The organism is Amycolatopsis viridis, from assembly GCF_011758765.1.
GTDB classification, from domain to species: Bacteria; Actinomycetota; Actinomycetes; order Mycobacteriales; family Pseudonocardiaceae; genus Amycolatopsis_E; species Amycolatopsis_E viridis.
The window spans coordinates 1434292-1450840 of record NZ_JAANOU010000001.1 but is presented as its reverse complement, the minus strand read 5'-3'; the positions used below and the strand labels follow the sequence as shown (position 1 = coordinate 1450840).

Genomic DNA, 16549 nt, shown 5'->3' with positions numbered 1-16549 from the left:
TCCGCCCGCCTCTCGCTTCCCCACCGCGCTCAGTGCGCGGTCCTCATTCCGCCGCGGTGCACGGAGTTCGCCACCGGCAGGGCCGCCAGGCCGGCGATCACCGTCAGGGCACCGATGATCCACGACGACCAGGCCGCCACGCCCAGGCCCGTGTAGGTCATCACCCACGGTGCGATGAACAGCAGCGCGCCGAGGACGACCTGGAGTCCCTCGCCGTACACCAGACCCGGCACGGCCAGCGACAGCAGACCGTCCAGGGCGATGAGGGCGCCGAGCACGATCATCGTCCACATCGCGGCGTTGTCGGTACTCGCCCACAACGGCGTCAGCAGGGCCACCAGTCCGAGCACGACCTCGGCCCAGTCGTGCGGACGGGTCCACGCCCGCTTCGACCGAACAGCCATTCGTGATCACCTCCGAAACCCGATCCGGGAGGCCGCGTTCCGCGGTCTCCGCAGGTCCATGGTGCGCCTTGATTGGCCGCCCGGTCAAACTCCCCCGGGGATGAATTCGAACACGATGTTTGTTCGCATTTCGCGGATTTCCGGGACCTGCCGGGAGCGGAAAGCCGAGGTGAGTGCCTTGGCCGGTCGGCGGGAACGCGAGCGCGCGACCCGCGGATGCGGCCGGAGCACCTCGACCGGATCAGTTTGTTCCGCCGGACCTCAGTAGTCTGAGCCGCATGAGCCTTGGCGACGAACGAGAGCTGGTACCGCTCGGCGCGGGTTTCGACCTGGTCAAGCGCGGCTACGACCGCCACCAGGTCGACGAGCACCTCGAACGGCTGGACAGCGATCTGAAGATGCTCGCCGCCGACCGGGACGCCGCCATCTCGCAGGCCGGCGACCTCGCCCGGCAGCTGGAGCAGGCTCGTGGGGAGATCGAGAACCTGCGGGGGCAGGTGGAACGGCTGGGCCAGCCGCCGACCACCGTCGAGGGGCTGTCCGAGCGGCTGCAGCGCATGCTGCGGCTGGCGCAGGAGGAAGCCGCCGACACCCGCGCCCGCGCGGAGGCCGAGGCCGGGCACATCCGGGCCAAGGCCGAGGCGGACGCCAGCGCCATGCGCGCCCGCTACGAGCAGCTGCTGGCCGAGCTGGACGCCCGGCGCAAGGAGATGGAGGCCGAGCACCGCACGGTGCTGGAGACCGCGCGCGCCGAGGCCGAGTCGATCACGACCAAGGCCAGGGAGGAGCGCGACCGCCTCGACCGCGAGGCCGAGCAGCGCCGCACCCAGGTCGAAGAGGACTTCGAAATCGCGATGGCGACGCGCCGCGCGGAGGCGATGCAGGTGCTCGCCGAGCAGGAGGCGACCAGCAAGGCGGAAGCCGAGCGGCGCGTGCGCGAAGCGTCGGACGAGGCCGCGGCGATCCGCAAGAAGGTCGCCGAGGAGGAGGCCGCCGCGAACGCCGAGATCGAGCGCCGCCGCCGGGAGTCCGTCGAGGACGCCAACCGGCGCAAGACGGAGTCGATCACCGAGGCGAACGCCCGGCTGGCGGAGGCGTCCGACGAGGCGGCGCGCCGCGTGCGCGAGGCCACCGAAGAGTCGAACCGCCGCATCAACGCGGCGGCCGACCGGGTCGAGGCCCTGCGCAAACTGCGAGCCGGAATAGCCGAACAGGTCAAGGCGGCGCGCGCAGTGCTCGTCGAGGCGAACTCGGTCCTCGGCGACGCCGAACCGGTGATCGAACCGCTGCCGGAGGAACGCGAGGCCACGTCGGCGGGCAAGCCGGCCGGACGCCAGTAACCCGCGGCTCCGCCCGTCGGCACCGGCCGGGCGACAGCGCGGCGGTGCCCGGTTCAGCGGCCTGCCGGGGTTGGCCGCCCGTGAGCGCCGCCGGATCGCGCTTAGGCCGGCACCCGCCGGCCACGCCGCACCACCGGCCGGCCACGACGACGCGCCCCGCCACACCGCTGCGCCACCGGGTCAGCAACCTCCCGGCGACCAGCAGACCCGGCCGGGAGCACGTCCTGGTGCTGGGGCTGCGCCGGAACCGACTGGCGAGTAACCTGGCGCCACTCGCGAATGCGCACAGGGCGCGCACCCTTGCCGGAGGTATTGGGATGGCTGCATACCGGACCGTGGTCGTCGGTACGGACGGGTCTGATTCATCGTTCCGCGCGGTCGATCGCGCGGCCGCCGTCGCGGCGGACTCCGGTGCCACCTTGGTCATCGTGTGCGCCTACTACCCGGCGACCAGGCAGGACGTGGAGAAGGCCCAGGACGTCCTGGGGGACGAGGCCTACCAGGTGGTCGGCTCCGCACCGGCCGAGGACACCCTCCGCAGCGCGCAGGACCGCGCCCGCAAGGCCGGCGCGGAGAAGACCGAGACGGTCGCGGTGGTCGGCGAGCCGGTGGAGGCGCTGCGCAAGGTCGTCGCCGACCGGTCGGCCGACCTGCTGGTGGTCGGCAACCGCGGGCTGAACACCCTCACCGGCCGGCTGCTCGGTTCGGTGCCGTCCGAGGCGGCCCGCAAGTCCGGCGTCGACGTCCTGATCGTGCACACGACGTAGGCCGGGCGTGGATTCCGAGCGTCTGGAAGGCATCCTGCTCGGCGGCAAGCGCCGGTACACCCGGCTCGAGGTGGCCGAGCGGGCGGGCGTACCGATCGAGCGGGCCACCCGGCTGTGGCGGGCGCTCGGGTTCGCCACGGTCGGGGATGACGAGGTCGTCTTCACCGACGCCGACATCGATGCTGTCCGCACCACCGACCAGCTGATCTCCTCCGGGCTGCTCGACGAGCGCCTGGAGGCTCCGGTCGCCCGCACGCTCGGCCTGCACCTGTCGCGGCTGGCCGAGTGGCAGGTGCGGATGCTGTGGACGCTGATCACCGAGACCGGGAACCTCGGCGAGGACGATGCGCAGGTCGTCACGCTCGTCGAACGGCTGCTCCCGGAACTGCAACGCGTGCAGGACTTCGTGTGGCGCCGCCACCTGGCAGCGTTCGCGGGGCGGGCGCTGGCCTCGCCGGAGGAGAACCTGGAGGCGCGAACCGAGGCCGTCGGGTTCGTCGACATGGTCGGCTACACCCGGATGACCCGCCGTCTCGGTGAAGGCGAGCTCAGCGCCGTGCTGGAGAGCTTCGAGCTGCTCGCCACCGAGGTGATCGCCGATCACCACGGCCGGGTGGTGAAGATGATCGGCGACGAGGTGCTGTTCGTGGCGGACGCGCCCGCCGACGCCGCCGAGATCGCGTTGACGCTGACCGAACGCACAGCGGCGGACGCAGAGCTGCCCGAGGTGCGGGCCGGACTGGCGGCGGGCCGGATCCTGAGCCGATTCGGTGACGTGTACGGGTCGGTGGTGAACGTGGCCGCCCGGCTCACGTCCGTCGCGCGCCCGGGAACCGTGCTGGCCGACCGCGCCTTGGCCGATGCACTGGCCGATGTGCCGGGGTTCGCGGTGCGGTCCCGGCGGCCGGTGGCGGTGCGGGGCTACCCGCGACTGCACCCGTACGTGCTCATGCGCGGCTGAGGTCGAGTGCCGGTGGTGGCCGGTGGTGGCTGCCGGGCGCATCCCGGCAGCCACTCGTGCTCACTGGTTCTCGGGCAGGACCGCGAACTGGCGCACGTACAGGTCGGTGTAGGTGACCGGCCCGCGGGGGCCCGGCACCTTGTCCAGGTTGATTCCGGTCTCGGGCACGGCGAGGAGCTTGAAGCCGTCGAGCAGGCGGGTCGGGGCGTTCCAGAACACGCCCGTGCCGGTGTAGCCGTCGAAGAACGCCTGGGCGGTCCCGGCGTCCTCGGTGGCGATGCCCGCGGCGAGGCCGGAGGTCCGCTCGTTGGCGATCTCGACGGCCTCGGTCACGCCCGTGACCTGCGCGATCGTGACCGTGGCCTCGCGCTCGGAGTCGAGGGCCCACTCGTAGCCGATGGGGTGGTCGTGGGGCGGAAGGGAAGGCGTCACGTTCCGCTCGGCCAGTGCCTCGGCGATCACCGGCCACAGCTGGTCGTGCACCGCGGAGTGGATGAGCAGCAGGTTCAGCCGGTTGCACACGCCCAGCCGGTCGAGGCTGTGGAAGACCAGGTCGCGCACCTTGCCGGCGTCGGCGGCCTCGTCGACGTACAGCACGCCACCGCCGTCGGCGTGGGCCAGCGTCCGGACGCCGTGCTGGGCGGCCTCGAGCGCGAGCGCACGGGTGCTCTCACCGCTGCCGCGCAGGATGACCAGCGGCACCAAGTCCGGGAACCGGACGAGGGCCGCGGCGGCCTCCCGCTCGACGCGCGGCACCAGCTGCACGACGGCGGGGTCGATCCCCGCGTCGGCCAGCGCCGGCACGATGACGACCTCGAGCAGCCGCTGCGCGGAACCCAGCGCGGCGGAACCGGTGCGCAGCACCCCGGCGTTGCGGGACTTGACCAGCTGCGACGCGACGTCGACCGTCACGTTCGGCCGCGCCTCGTAGTTCGCGCCGATCACCCCGACGGGGCGGCGCCGCTCGACCAGCCGCAGACCGCCGGAGAGCGCCTTCACCGGGATCTCGCGCTCCGCGTGCGGCGCGCCGGCGAGCAGGCGCAGCTGCTCGGCCATGCCGGTGAGCCGTTCCTCGGTGATCGTGAGCCGGTCGAGCAGGCCGGCGCTCATGCCGTCCTGCCGGGCGCGCGCCACGTCGGCCCGGTTGGCTTCCAGGACACCCTCCCGCGCGTCGAGGAGACGGTCGGCCATGGCGGTCAGTGCCGCGTCGATGGCCGCATCCGACGCGGTGGCCAACGACGGAGCCGCCGCCTTGGCCGCCCGCGCGCATTCCTCAACAGCCTTCGCCACCTCGTCGGACACCGCTACCTCCACACGTGAAACCAGGAGACACCAGTGTGCCGCACGAGCAGGTCACGGCGTCAGCGCGGGTTCGAGCAGCCAGGCGCCACCGACCACCAGGCAGGTGATCGCGATCACGGCCAGCATCAGCATCCACAGCGCGGCCGGCACCTCGGTGAGCCGGGCCAGCTGGTCCGCGTCCGAGTCCCGCGCCGCGCCCCGTCGCCGCTTCATCTGCAGCTCGACGACCGGGCGGAGCGCACCGAGGAGCAGGAACCACGTGATCAGGTACACGAACCACGCCTGCACCTCCGGCCCGGCCACCAGCGCCACCACCGCGAGCCCGGCGGCCGTGAGCACCACGGACAGCACGCCGTGGGCGTTGCGGACCATGACCAGCACGCCGAGCAACAGCAACGCGGCGAGCACGAGCAGCGCCGTGATCCGCCCGGCGGCCAGCAAACTCGCGAACACCAGCCCGAGGATCCCCGGCGCCGGATAGCCCGCGAGCGCGGTCAGCACCATGCCGGGGCCTTCCGGCTTGCCCCGGGAGACCGTGACACCCGACGTGTCCGAGTGCAGCTTGATCCCCTGCAGCCGCCGCCCGGCCAGCACCGCGACCAGCGCGTGGCCCGCCTCGTGGACGATCGTCACCACGTTGCGAGCCAGCCGCCACGGCGCGCCGGACAGCACCAGCAGCAGCGCGATACCGCCGGTCACCAGCGGCACCGGAATGGACGGAGCGGGCTGCGCCCCGAAGAGACCCGCCAGCACGTGGAGCTCTGCCGTTGCCTCGTTCACGCGCGAAGCTCACCACATACCAGGTGCACTCCCTGTTATCACCCCCATCACGTGCACAGCTCCTTCCCTGGTAGTTCGAACCGATCGATGTCGCCTCCCACGCGCCACCCGCGGGCGGGGAGCTCAGAGCGCACCGCTGCGCGCACGAATCCAGCGGCGCGCCCGAGCGGCCGCTGCCGGCCCGGCCGGGCCCGTCCGCGTCGGATAGACCCGTTCCGGAGCGCCCGGCAGCGGCCGGCCACCGCGAGGCCTGTCCGCGAGTGCGGGGTGCACGCACGCCGGCGCGGTTGGACCCGCAACCACCTCAACGACCGCCGCCCGGCACCTCCTGGAACATCACCCGCCCCGCCACGAGCAGCATCGACCACAGGTGAGCCGAATCCCAGCGCGGCCAGCCACAGGCGCGTGGCCAGGCGCCAACCGGTGGTCAGCCGCCGCGCGATCCGGCAGCGACAGCGGGCACCGGCAGTGCGCGATCACCGGCGTCCCGACCGGCGGCACGACAGTCGGGAGGCCACGCGCGAACGGGTGCGTTGATGCTGGAGCAGCTGGCGCCGCTGGGGGTTCCGGTGCTGGCCGGGGTGCCGTTCGGGCACGTCGAGGGGTCGCTGACCGTCCCGCTCGGGGTCGACGCGGTGCTGGACACGGCGGAGCTGCGCACCGCGATCAGCGGCGGTGTGGTGCGCACCAGCGTGATCAGAGCCGGGGATCGGTCGCGCCCGCCCGTCGACGACCGGCACCGTGACCAGCCGCGAGCCGCAACAACCACACCCGCCCCTCGACAACAGGCACCGCGACCAGCCCTCCGTCGGACCAACCGCCAGCCGCACCAACCGCCCCCAGGATCAGCCCTCGGCGCGGAGCGCGCCATCAGCACGGGGTGAGCCGGCCGCGCACGACCGATCAGCGGTCGCCGTGGACAGCACAGATCGTCGCGCCTCAGGCGGCCTGCACCTGGCTGCGCGAGTCACCTCCCTTCGGCGCGGTGCGGTGACTGCGGCTCACGCGGAACAGGAGGGCGACCCAACTGCGGTAGGGGCGCCACGCGTCGGCGACGGTGACCAACTCCGCGACGGAAGCACCAGGACGGTCGTAAGCCCGCCGCATCTCCTCGAGCAGGTAACGCTCGTCCCGCGGAAAGACGTCCGGGTGGCCGGCGCCGCGGATCAGGATCAGCTGCGCCGAAAACGCCCCGATTCCGGGCAGCCCGCGCAACGCCTCCAGCGCGTCTTCGGGTTCGGCGGCGCGCAACGTCACGGGATCGAGGAGCCCAGCGAGAGCTGCCTCGGCCACCGCGCGCAAACGGTCCACTTTGATCTCCGGCAACCACGGCGGCGCCGGCATCGCCAGCAACTCGGCGGGCGCGGGAAAGGACCACAATGGACGGCCGTCGACGTTCAGCCGCGTACCGTGCGTTTCGGCGAGACGCTGCTTGAACAGCGCGGCCTGCCCGAACCGGATCCGCTGCCCGATGATCGCCCAGCAGGCAGCCTCGTACGGCGACGTGAACAGCACGGGCCGCAGACCCGGATACCGCTTCTGCAACGCACCCACGACGGGGTCACGCTCACCGACCGAGCCGAAGCCGGAACCGTCCACGTCCAGCGAGAGGATGCGCGCCACCTGACGCGCCACCTCCGTGAAGTCAGCGGCTTTCGCGAGACCCGATTCGCCCGCCGGCACGGACACTTCCACCACTCCCGGTGACCGCTGCCGTACCCGCGCCGCGCACGGGACCCAGCTGCCGGGCAGCGGGAACGCGAACCGGAGCGTGCCCGGCTCTTCCGCCGCATCCGGTCGCGCCGCGGGCGTGAACCCCTCCAGGAATCGGGCCGCAGCGGCGAGGTCGAACGGCCCCGGCACCGGGATCTCCACAGTGCGCCGTGCAGCGCTCGTCACGGCTGTCGGCACAGTGTTCGTCATCGTTGTTCTCCTTCGGCTCGAGGACGATGGGACGACGGTAGCGGGGCCCACCGACAATTCCGGAAAACCACTTGGCGGCGCCGGTAGTCTGAGCCCATGGGTACGTTGTCCCGCTCCTGCGTCGTGTTCGCCCGCCTGCGGCGAGGCTGACGCAGCGGCTGCCTCCTGCACGACAGCGCTTCGCGCCAGTCGCTGCGTCATGAGCCCCCTGCCCGCTCTCATGACGTGGAGTACCCATGCCCTCGGCACCTGGTGCCGGGCGGTCGGCCGGTGTGCATTTCCTCGCCACACCAGCGATCGCCGCACATCTCGTCCAGTCCTGCGCCATCGGCCGTGACGATCTCGTCCTCGAGATCGGCGCCGGACAAGGCGCCCTCACCCGCCACCTCGCCACCACCGGAGCGCGCATCCTCGCCGTCGAACGAGACGACCGGTTCGCGCGCCGGCTGACCGCCCGGTTCCGAGACCAGCCCAATGTGCGCGTCGTGCACGCCGATGCCAGGCAGATCCCCTTGCCCCGGCGACGGTTCCTGGTCGTGGCGAACATTCCGTACGCGCTGTCAACCACTCTCCTGCGCCGCCTGCTCACACCGCGGACCGCACTCCACCGCGCGGAAATGCTCGTCGAGTGGGGCTTCGCGAAACGGATCTGCGCCACCGTGCCACGGCACGCGGAACAGGCGTGGTGGGCCGCACGCTTCGACCTCCACCTGGTGTCCCGCGTCGGTGCCCACCACTTCTCGCCGCCACCGCGCATCGACTCCGCACACCTGTCGATCCGCCGGAACCACTTCCCCCGGTCGGCGGAAGAAGCACTGTGGACGATTTTGTCCACCGCCTACCGGCAACCCGCCACACCGGCACGGACGCTGTTCGACCGCCACGCACTGCGCCGGGCCGGAATCCGGCCGTCCCAGCCGACGGCGACCGTCCCACCCCACCAGTGGGCCCAGCTCGCCCGCGACCTGTCCCCCGGACGGACTTGGCCCGCCCTCCCCCGGAGGCTCCGGACCTGACGCTCTCAGGAAATTCTTCTCAGCGGATTTCCAGGTCCTTCCACAGCATTCTCACAAGGAGGCCGACCAACCTCGAGGACATGAACGAGAACCAGTTCCCGGCGAGCCAGGCCGGCGGGAACCCGCCGGCCCACGGCCACCCCCACCACCAGCAGCCGGTCGCGGCCGCACCGGTGCTCACGCCCCCGCGGCCGAAGAAGAAGCGCCTCGCCGTCCTCGTCACCGCCGGCACACTCACCGCGGCCGTCGTCGGCGGCGCCGTCGGAGCTGCCATCGTGGGCCTCGACCACGCGACGTCGACCAGCGCGCTCACGCCGTCCGCCGCGACCACCATCTCCAGCACCACCAACACCGACGTCAGCGCGGTCGCCGCGAAGGTGCTGCCCAGCGTCGTCCAGGTCAACGTCACCACCGGCGACGGCGAAGCCATCGGTTCCGGGGTGATCCTCACCGCCGACGGCAAGATCCTCACCAACGCCCACGTCGTGTCCGGCGCCGAGGGTGACGTCACCATCACGCTGTCCGACGGCACCAAGTACCGGGCCGCCGTGCTCGGCGCCGACACCAAAGCCGACATCGCCCTCCTGCAGGCCAAGGGCGCCAGCGGACTCACCCCCGCCCAACTCGGCGACTCCAGCAAACTGCAGGTCGGCGAGCCGGTCGTCGCCATCGGCTCCCCCGGCGGCCTGCAGAACACAGTCACCTCCGGCATCGTCAGCGCCCTCGGCCGGCAGCTCTCCGACATCTCCAGCGGCGAACAGAACAGCCCGTTCGGACAGACCGCGCACCGCACCGGCGACAGCCCCAGCTACACCGCCATCCAAACCGACGCACCCATCAACCAAGGCAACTCGGGCGGCCCGCTCGTCGACACGAACGGCGAGGTCATCGGCATCAACTCGGCCCTCTACAGCCCCTCGCCCACCTCCGCCGGATCGGTCGGCATCGGGTTCGCCATCCCCAGCAACGACGCCAAAACGATCGTCCAGCAGATCGAGAACAGCTGACACACCGGTTCGGGCCGCGGTCGGGGCGGCCCGAATCGCTGTGCCGGGCGGTCCCCGCGCGCGGACCGCGTTAGGGTTTCCCGGTGACCGACCGTCTTGTCTGGATCGACTGCGAGATGACCGGGCTGGACCTCGCGAAGGACGCCCTGATCGAAATCGCCGCCCTGGTGACCGACGCCGACCTCAACATCCTCGGCGACGGCCTCGACCTCGTCATCCACGCCGACGACGACGCGCTCGCCGGCATGCCCGACATCGTGCGCGAGATGCACGCGAAATCCGGGCTCACCGACGAAGTCCGCCGCTCCGCCATCACCCTCCAAGAAGCCGAACAACACGTCCTCGACTACATCCGGACCCACGTCCCCGAACCCAACAGCGCCCCGCTCGCCGGCAACTCCATCGCCACCGACCGCGGGTTCATCGCCCGCGACATGCCGGCGCTCGACGCCCACCTGCACTACCGCATGGTCGACGTGTCCTCCGTCAAGGAACTGGTCCGGCGCTGGTACCCGCGCATCTACTACGCCAAGCCCGAGAAGGGCCTCGCCCACCGGGCCCTCGCCGACATCAAGGAATCCATCAGCGAACTCGACTACTACCGGCGCACCGCGTTCGTGCCCATGCCCGGCCCGAGCAGCGAACAAGCCCGCGCCGCCGCCGCGAAAGTGCAGCTCGAACACGGCAAGTGACCCCGCGCGTGGCCCGCGCCGCGGCCACGCTACGATATCCCGGCTGGTGGCGATCGAAAGACGCCCCGCGCGGTGGGTGTAGCTCAGTTGGTAGAGCACCTGGTTGTGGTCCAGGAAGTCGCGGGTTCGAGTCCCGTCACTCACCCCATGGCCCCACCCTGCTCGGTCGCTTCGCGGCCTCGCTGGGGTGGGGTTCGTCATTGCTTCCGGGGGCCGAGCCCCCAGACCCCCACGGTGCGAGCTCCTCACCTGGGCGGGCGCTGGTGACGTTGACGACTGACCAGCATCACGTGAGGCCCCACCCTGCTCGGTCGCTTCGCGGCCTCGCTGGGGTGGGGTTCGTCATTGCTTCCGGGGGCCGAGCCCCCAGACCCCCACGGTGCGAGCTCCTCACCTGGGCGGGCGCTGGTGACGTTGACGACTGACCAGCATCAGGTAAAGCCCCACTCGGCGCGTCGCGGCCTCGTGGGCCAGAGGTCGCGTCGCTCGGCCTAACGGGCTGGCGAACCTCACTCTCCGGCCCCGCGCTGCCGCTTTCGGTAGTTGCGGCTGGCTGGCGGGCTTAGTTTGCTGGGGTGGTCCAGGCGGGCCAGCTCAGTTGCCAGACCGACCAGCCGTCGGTCGGCTCCAGCGACGGGCCGCCGCTGTTGACGACGGTGAACACATCGCCCTTCTTCGACAAGTCCATCAGCCACTTGGCGTTGTCGTTCGACAGGTTGATGCAGCCGTGGCTCACGTTCCGGCGTCCCTGCGAACCCACCGACCACGGCGCCGAGTGGTAGAAGATCCCGCTGTTCGACAACCGCACCGCGTACTTCACGAACGTGCGATAACCACCCGGCGTGTCGGCCGGGACACCGTAGGTCCCGGAATCCATGGTGTAACCCTCGTGCTCGCTCATCACGGTGTACGTACCCGCCGGCGTCGTGTGCCCCGGCTTGCCCATCGAGATCGGCAGGGTCCGCACCTCGGCGTCGTTCACCGACACCGTCGCCCGGTGCGAGCCACCATCCGCGACCACGACCACCTTGTCGCCCACCGTGACGTGCGCCGACCGGTCCTCCAGGCCGAACGCGCCGCCACCCAGCGGCTTGCCGTAGATCGCCGCGTCCACCGAGATCTTCGTGCCCGGCCGCCAGTAGTCCTTCGGCCGCCAGATCACCGTACTGTCCTCCGTCCAGCGGAAGGCGCCCTCGGTGACCGGCTCGGTCACCACCCGCAACGCGCGCTCCGCCGCCGCCCGATCAGCCACCTTCGAGGCGAACGTGAAGATCAACGGCATCCCCACGCCGACCGTCTCGCCCTCCTGCACGTTCAGCGAGACGGAGACCGTCCGCCGCGGCTTCCCGACTGTGGTGAACCCCGAGGTCGAGGTGACCGGCTTCCCGTCCGCCCCCACCGCCACGACGGTGAGCGCGTACTGCTTGCCGTAGCCGAGCCCTCCGGCGAACTCCCACGACCTGCCATCCGGCGACAGCACGCCCGGGACCGCCGCACCCTCGGGATTGCGGAGCGTGACCTCGGTCAGCTTGCCGTCGGTCGTCTGCACCGACACGGGCTCCCCGGGCGCGACGTCCACGGCACCGGCCGGGGGAACCACGGCCAGCGACGCCGGCTTGGCCACCTCGGACTGGCCCGCCGGAGCGTCATGCCCGCCGGCGCCGCCCTGTGCCGGCCCCGCCGTGCACCCCACCAGCAACGCGGCCGCCAGCACCAGCCCTGCCCATCCGCCCGCCACCACCGAACGCCGCATCGTGCCCCCAACCGGGTGAAGATCGTCCGCTTCGGACCTGTAGCTCCAGTTTGCCCGATCAGCGCCCGCGCAGACGCGCGACCTGCCGAAACGTGTTACGGGACCCTCCGCCAAGGGTCCCCGCAGGGCGTGCTAATCTTTTCCACGTCGCCAGGGAGACCAGGCGGCCAACGCCAGCGCCATTAGCTCAACTGGCAGAGCAGCTGACTCTTAATCAGCGGGTTCGGGGTTCGAGTCCCTGATGGCGCACAGTCACCCCAGGTCCTAGGGCCTGGGGTTTTCGCTTTCCGGGCTCGATGCCGCCGAACCGCCGGAATTGGTCGACGTCCAGCACAGACCGGCGCGGGGCATCAACGGCTCGCGGGAAGGTCGATCCACTCCAGTGCCCACTGGTTGAGTTCCAGCAGGACCTTGCCGAGGGCCGCCCCCTTCTCGGTCAACCGGTATTCGATGCGCACCGGCGTGCTGGCCTGCACAGTCCGCTCGACGAGCCCGTCGGCTTCGAGGTCCTTCAGGCGCTGCGACAGCAGCTTGTCGGTCATGCCGGGAACCGCGCTGGAGATGTCGCTGAACCGGGTGGCCCCGGCCAGGAGCGCGCGCAACACCGTCGCGGCCCAGCGACGGCCCAGCATGTCCATCGCCGACGCGAAGTACGGGCAGTACGGCCGGATGGAGTCGATGTCCAGCTCCCGATGTGTCATGGCTCACTCCTCGACGACTCGCACAACGAAAGTGCCTATCTTCAGGATAGTCACTAACTTGACCGAGGAGAAGGATATGCCCGAGCCCCCTACGGCTGCGCTGTCGTACGACGTATTTGTGTCCGAGCCCATCCCCACCACCGGCATCCTCCCCACCGGGAAGCCACAACTGTGGTCACCACTCTCGACGACGCTCATCTCCGGCGCGACCGACGCGGTGCTGGTCGACCCGCCGTTCACGGTCGAGCAGACCCGGCGGGCCGGTAACTGGATCGAGCGCTCCGGCAAGCAGCTGACGCACATCTACGTGACGCACGGCCACGGCGATCACTGGTTCGGCGCGGCGGCGTTGGTCGAGCGCTTCCCCACTGCGACCGTGCACGCCACCCAAGGCACCATCGCGCTCATGCACGCCTCCGCGTCCGGAGCGCGGAAAGCGTTCTGGGACAGGCTCTTTCCCGGGCAGATACCCGATCCCCGGGTGATCGCGCGGCCGCTGCCCGCCGAAACCCTGGTGCTGGAAGGACACCCGCTGATCCCGGTCGAGGTCGGCCACAGCGACTGCGACGACTCCACCGTGCTGCACGTGCCCGACCTCGGGCTGGTCGTCGCCGGCGACGTCGCCTACAACAACGTGCACCAGTACCTCGCCGACGGCGGGCTCGCCGGCGGCATCGACGCCTGGCTGCGAGCCCTCGACAAGGTGCGGGGCCTCGCGCCCACGGCCGTGGTCGCCGGTCACAAGGATCCCGCCCGCGCCGACGATCCCGGCATCCTCGACGAGACCGCCGACTACCTGCGCACCGCCCAGCGGGTGCTGGCCGGCAAACCCGCCCCCCGCGAGTTCTTCGACGAGATGGTCCGGCACTACCCGGACCGGCTCAACCCGGGCACCGTCTGGCTGAACGCGCAGAGGCTGACGTGATGCGGGCAGTTCGATTCCACGAGTTCGGCGGACCGGAACACCTTCGCGTCGAGCAGCTGCCCGATCCGCACCCGGACGGCGAACACGTGCTGATCCGGGTCACCCGTGCCGGGGTCAGCCCGCTCGACGACAAGGTCCGGGCCGGTGTGCTGCCGCCGTCGATGCGCAAGCCGCTGCCGCTGGTACCCGGCGCCAGCGCCGTGGGCCGGGTGACCGATCCGGGTGGTTCCGGGTACGCGCCGGGAACGCGAGTTCTGTTGTGCGGGTGGGGTTACGGCACGAAGACCGACGGGACCTGGCGGGAAGTGCTGGCGGTTCCGCCGACCCACCTGGTGGCCATCCCCGACGGCGTGACCGACGACGAGGCGGCGGCGTTGGTGGCCGGGTCGGGATATCTCACCGCCTGGCTGGCGCTCACCAGCGTCGTGCCCCTGCGCCCGGGACAGGTCGTGCTGGCACCGGGCATCCACGGCGCGGTGGCCTCCGCCGCAGCTCAGGTGGCGCCGATCCTCGGCGCCGCACAGGTCATCTCCACCGCTCGCGGCGCCGACCGGGTCGCCGCGGTACCGCACGACGACCAGCTCACGATCATCGACCTCGGCCGCGAGACCCTGGCCGAGGGCGTCGCACGGGTGACTGGCGGCTCCGGCGTGGACATCGTGCTCGACCCGCTCGGCGGCGACATCACCGGTCAGGCGCTGGGCACCCTGCGGGCCGGCGGAACCCTGGTCAGCATCGGCTACACCGCGGGCACCAAGGCCACGATCGACGTCACCGACCTCATCTGGAAAACGGCGAAGATCACGGGATTCCTCTTCACCGCGTTCACCCAGCAGGACATCGCCGACACCTACCGCACCCTCCTGCAGCAGCTCGGCACCGGGGCCCTGAAACCGGCGGTGGACCGGATCTACCCGCTCGAACAGGCGGCCGACGCGCAACGGCGCGTCGTCGAGGACCGTCCGCCCGGCCGGGTGTTCCTCGACCCGACCAGCACCGACCACCAGAATCGTCCCGACACCAAGGGAGCGACCACATGACCCCCACCTCCGAGCACGGCACGATCACGCTCGAACGCGACGGGCACATCCTGCTGATCGGCCTCAACCGGCCGCAGAAGCACAACGCGTTCAACCTCGCGATGCTGCACGACCTCTCCCGCGCCTACGCTCTGCTCGAATCGGACGACGACCTGCGCTGCGGTGTGCTGTTCGCGCACGGCGAGCACTTCACCGCCGGACTGGACCTGGCCGACGTCGGCCCGGCAATCCAGTCGGGCACCGGTTTCTACCCCGAAGACGGCCGCGATCCGTGGCGCCTGGACGGGGACTGGACCACCCCGGTCGTCGCCGCCGCCCAGGGCCGCGTGCTCACGCTGGGCATCGAGCTGCTCCTCGCCGCCGACATCCGGGTCGCGGCCCGCGACACCCGCTTCTCCCAGCTCGAGGTCCGCCGCGGCATCTACCCGTTCGGCGGAGCGACCCTGCGCTTCCCGCGCGAAACCGGCTGGGGCAACGCCATGCGCTGGATGCTCACCGGCGACGAGTTCGACGCCGCCGAGGCCCACCGCATCGGTCTCGTCCAGGAGGTCGTCAGCGCCGACCCCGTGGCACACGCGGTCGCGATCGCCCGCAGCATCGCCGACACCGCCGCACCCCTGGGCGTCCGCGCCGTGCTCGAGTCGGCACACCGCGCCCGCGACCACGGCGACGCGGCCGCCATCGAGGAGCTCACCCCCACCGTCACCCGGCTGTTCGCCACCGCCGACGGTCAGGAGGGCATCCAGTCGTTCATCGAGCGGCGCAAGGCCGTTTTCACCGGCCGGTAGGAGCACGCTTCAGCGCGCTCGTACCGCAGGCCGGCCGGACCGGGCCCCGCCCCGGTCCGGCCTCGCCGGGATCCGAACGACAGCCAGATCAACCCACGCGTTCGAGCGGCGCGGGGCCGGTCGTCACTCGACTTCTTCCAACGTGACCCGGCGTCCTTCGACAATCGAACGCCAGCCTGCCAACGCTGCTTGCAGGGCTTGCAGCGCGTCGCGGCCGTCGGCGGCGATGTCGTCCGGGGCCGCACCCGCTTTGGCCGCAGCGATGGCGTTGCCGAACGAGCTGAGCTGGTCGATGTAGGACTGCGCGTAACGCGTGGGGAAGAAGTCGACGAGGCGCGGAGTCGTGAATCCTGCCGCACCGATTCGCGTGGCCTGCGGGAGCGCCTCGTTCCCGGCGTGCAGCGTGCCCGCTTCGCCGTGCACCTCGATGCGCTGGTCGAACCCGTACGAGGTGGCGCGGCAGTTGTCGATCCCGATGAGCGTGCCGCGGGCCATTTCGAGGATGAGGAAGACGGTGTCGGTGTCGCCGACGGCCAGCGCGTCGGTGTCGAAGGTCCCGGTCCCGCGGGCGGTCACGGCCACGATGTCGTCATCGACGAGATACCGCGCCGTGTCGAAGTCGTGGATGGTCATGTCGCGCAGCATGCTGCCCGCCGAGCGCGGGTAGCCGGGAGGCGGCGGGAACGGATCGCGCGAGATGATGTGGACCGAGCGGACCGGTCCGGTCTCCGTGCCGATTCTCGACTTGAGATCCCGGAAGAGCGGGTCGAACCGCCGGTTGAAGGCCGTCCGGAGCACCAAACCCTTCTCAGCGGCCAGTTCCGTGAGGTGCCGTACTTCCTGAACGTCTTCGGACAACGGTTTCTCACACAGCACGTGCAGGCCGGCGTCGAGCGCCAGCGTGGTGTGCTCGACGTGGAACGGAGTGCTCGAGGCGACGAGAGCGGCATCGAGTTCGAGACCGGCGGACAGGAGCTCGTCCACCGACTCGAAGGTTTTCGCCCCGAGCTGCGCGGCGGCTGCCCGCGCGTCCGGATTCGCGTCCGCGACCGCACGGACGTTGATCGGCAGGTTCCCGCTGGCGATGGCCTTCGCGTGGACCTGCGCGATCCGGCCGAAGCCCAGTAGCGCGATGTCGGTCATAGAGCAC

General features: G+C 71.1%; 17 protein-coding genes and 2 tRNA genes. 12 read left to right on the top strand and 7 right to left on the bottom strand.

From position 1 onward, the window contains the following. Positions 1-29 precede the first annotated feature (29 nt). Positions 30-404 carry an SPW repeat protein gene (locus FHX46_RS07215; RefSeq protein WP_167111789.1) on the bottom strand — a complete coding sequence of 125 codons (375 nt, stop codon included), beginning with the start codon at positions 402-404 and terminating at the stop codon, positions 30-32. Positions 405-682: 278 nt separating this feature from the next. Between FHX46_RS07215 and FHX46_RS07210 the strand changes: the two genes are divergently transcribed. The 3 genes from FHX46_RS07210 (at position 683) to FHX46_RS07200 (ending at position 3472) form a co-directional block, all read left to right on the top strand. Next, positions 683-1744 carry a chromosome segregation protein gene (locus FHX46_RS07210; RefSeq protein ID WP_167111787.1) on the top strand — a complete coding sequence of 354 codons (1062 nt, stop codon included), beginning with the start codon at positions 683-685 and terminating at the stop codon, positions 1742-1744. A 317-nt stretch (positions 1745-2061) separates the two neighbouring features. Then, positions 2062-2511, top strand: a complete 450-nt coding sequence (locus FHX46_RS07205; protein WP_167111785.1) for a universal stress protein — start codon at positions 2062-2064, stop codon at positions 2509-2511. Between the two features lie 7 nt (positions 2512-2518). Then, positions 2519-3472 (top strand): adenylate/guanylate cyclase domain-containing protein, encoded by a 954-nt coding sequence (locus FHX46_RS07200; RefSeq protein WP_167111783.1) that lies wholly within the window; start codon positions 2519-2521, stop codon positions 3470-3472. A gap of 60 nt (positions 3473-3532) precedes the next feature. Here the strand turns inward: FHX46_RS07200 and FHX46_RS07195 are convergent, their stop codons facing one another. Both FHX46_RS07195 and FHX46_RS07190 read right to left on the bottom strand, forming a co-directional pair. After that, positions 3533-4774, bottom strand: a complete 1242-nt coding sequence (locus FHX46_RS07195; protein WP_167111781.1) for an aldehyde dehydrogenase family protein — start codon at positions 4772-4774, stop codon at positions 3533-3535. 51 nt (positions 4775-4825) lie between these two features. Further along, positions 4826-5554, bottom strand: coding sequence for a M50 family metallopeptidase (locus FHX46_RS07190; protein ID WP_167111779.1), 729 nt, complete (start codon positions 5552-5554; stop codon positions 4826-4828). A gap of 533 nt (positions 5555-6087) precedes the next feature. On the opposite strand from FHX46_RS07190, the gene FHX46_RS28415 reads away from it, so the two are divergent. Continuing rightward, complete coding sequence (locus FHX46_RS28415) at positions 6088-6438, top strand: hypothetical protein (protein WP_390622592.1); 351 nt, start codon at positions 6088-6090, stop codon at positions 6436-6438. A 55-nt stretch (positions 6439-6493) separates the two neighbouring features. Here the strand turns inward: FHX46_RS28415 and FHX46_RS07180 are convergent, their stop codons facing one another. Beyond that, entirely contained in the window at positions 6494-7477 is a 984-nt protein-coding gene (locus FHX46_RS07180; protein WP_208400039.1) for a DNA-3-methyladenine glycosylase family protein, read from the bottom strand. 236 nt (positions 7478-7713) lie between these two features. Here FHX46_RS07180 and FHX46_RS07175 point away from each other — a divergent pair, with 236 nt between their 5' ends. The 4 genes from FHX46_RS07175 (at position 7714) to FHX46_RS07160 (ending at position 10340) form a co-directional block, all read left to right on the top strand. After that, positions 7714-8493, top strand: a complete 780-nt coding sequence (locus FHX46_RS07175) for a ribosomal RNA small subunit methyltransferase A (RefSeq protein ID WP_208400038.1) — start codon at positions 7714-7716, stop codon at positions 8491-8493. 80 nt (positions 8494-8573) lie between these two features. After that, entirely contained in the window at positions 8574-9500 is a 927-nt protein-coding gene (locus FHX46_RS07170; RefSeq protein WP_167111777.1) for a S1C family serine protease, read from the top strand. A gap of 83 nt (positions 9501-9583) precedes the next feature. Beyond that, positions 9584-10192, top strand: coding sequence for an oligoribonuclease (gene orn, locus FHX46_RS07165; RefSeq protein WP_167111775.1), 609 nt, complete (start codon positions 9584-9586; stop codon positions 10190-10192). A gap of 72 nt (positions 10193-10264) precedes the next feature. Further along, a tRNA-His gene (locus FHX46_RS07160) sits at positions 10265-10340 on the top strand. Between the two features lie 414 nt (positions 10341-10754). On the opposite strand, the gene FHX46_RS07155 is transcribed toward FHX46_RS07160, so the two are convergent. Further along, a complete protein-coding gene (locus FHX46_RS07155; RefSeq protein ID WP_167111773.1) occupies positions 10755-11945 on the bottom strand; it encodes a L,D-transpeptidase in 1191 nt (396 codons plus the stop codon). 176 nt (positions 11946-12121) lie between these two features. Here FHX46_RS07155 and FHX46_RS07150 point away from each other — a divergent pair. Next, positions 12122-12194, top strand: a tRNA-Lys gene (locus FHX46_RS07150). Positions 12195-12295: 101 nt separating this feature from the next. On the opposite strand, the gene FHX46_RS07145 is transcribed toward FHX46_RS07150, so the two are convergent. Next, positions 12296-12646 carry a winged helix-turn-helix transcriptional regulator gene (locus tag FHX46_RS07145; RefSeq protein ID WP_167111771.1) on the bottom strand — a complete coding sequence of 117 codons (351 nt, stop codon included), beginning with the start codon at positions 12644-12646 and terminating at the stop codon, positions 12296-12298. A 118-nt stretch (positions 12647-12764) separates the two neighbouring features. Here FHX46_RS07145 and FHX46_RS07140 point away from each other — a divergent pair, with 118 nt between their 5' ends. The 3 genes from FHX46_RS07140 to FHX46_RS07130 are packed head-to-tail and all read left to right on the top strand — an operon-like array spanning position 12765 to position 15399. After that, positions 12765-13571, top strand: a complete 807-nt coding sequence (locus tag FHX46_RS07140; RefSeq protein WP_208400037.1) for an MBL fold metallo-hydrolase — start codon at positions 12765-12767, stop codon at positions 13569-13571. Further along, positions 13571-14611 (top strand): quinone oxidoreductase family protein, encoded by a 1041-nt coding sequence (locus FHX46_RS07135; protein WP_167111767.1) that lies wholly within the window; start codon positions 13571-13573, stop codon positions 14609-14611. Before FHX46_RS07140 ends, FHX46_RS07135 begins: the two co-directional genes overlap by 1 nt. Then, entirely contained in the window at positions 14608-15399 is a 792-nt protein-coding gene (locus FHX46_RS07130) for a crotonase/enoyl-CoA hydratase family protein (protein WP_167111765.1), read from the top strand. Before FHX46_RS07135 ends, FHX46_RS07130 begins: the two co-directional genes overlap by 4 nt. Before the next feature lie 123 nt (positions 15400-15522). On the opposite strand, the gene FHX46_RS07125 is transcribed toward FHX46_RS07130, so the two are convergent. Beyond that, positions 15523-16542 carry a Gfo/Idh/MocA family oxidoreductase gene (locus tag FHX46_RS07125; RefSeq protein WP_167111763.1) on the bottom strand — a complete coding sequence of 340 codons (1020 nt, stop codon included), beginning with the start codon at positions 16540-16542 and terminating at the stop codon, positions 15523-15525. Between the last annotated feature and the right edge of the window lie 7 nt (positions 16543-16549).

Bases quoted from the DNA above. Each gene is read 5' to 3' on its own strand.
- FHX46_RS07205 (WP_167111785.1), top strand. From the start codon at position 2,062: ATGGCTGCATACCGGACCGTGGTCGTCGGTACGGACGGGTCTGATTCA.
- FHX46_RS07125 (WP_167111763.1), bottom strand. From the start codon at position 16,542: ATGACCGACATCGCGCTACTGGGCTTCGGCCGGATCGCGCAGGTCCAC.
- FHX46_RS07210 (WP_167111787.1), top strand. From the start codon at position 683: ATGAGCCTTGGCGACGAACGAGAGCTGGTACCGCTCGGCGCGGGTTTC.
- FHX46_RS07170 (WP_167111777.1), top strand. From the start codon at position 8,574: ATGAACGAGAACCAGTTCCCGGCGAGCCAGGCCGGCGGGAACCCGCCG.
- FHX46_RS07130 (WP_167111765.1), top strand. From the start codon at position 14,608: ATGACCCCCACCTCCGAGCACGGCACGATCACGCTCGAACGCGACGGG.
- FHX46_RS07175 (WP_208400038.1), top strand. From the start codon at position 7,714: ATGCCCTCGGCACCTGGTGCCGGGCGGTCGGCCGGTGTGCATTTCCTC.
- FHX46_RS07155 (WP_167111773.1), bottom strand. From the start codon at position 11,945: ATGCGGCGTTCGGTGGTGGCGGGCGGATGGGCAGGGCTGGTGCTGGCG.
- FHX46_RS07135 (WP_167111767.1), top strand. From the start codon at position 13,571: ATGCGGGCAGTTCGATTCCACGAGTTCGGCGGACCGGAACACCTTCGC.
- FHX46_RS07215 (WP_167111789.1), bottom strand. From the start codon at position 404: ATGGCTGTTCGGTCGAAGCGGGCGTGGACCCGTCCGCACGACTGGGCC.
- FHX46_RS07145 (WP_167111771.1), bottom strand. From the start codon at position 12,646: ATGACACATCGGGAGCTGGACATCGACTCCATCCGGCCGTACTGCCCG.
- FHX46_RS07180 (WP_208400039.1), bottom strand. From the start codon at position 7,477: ATGACGAACACTGTGCCGACAGCCGTGACGAGCGCTGCACGGCGCACT.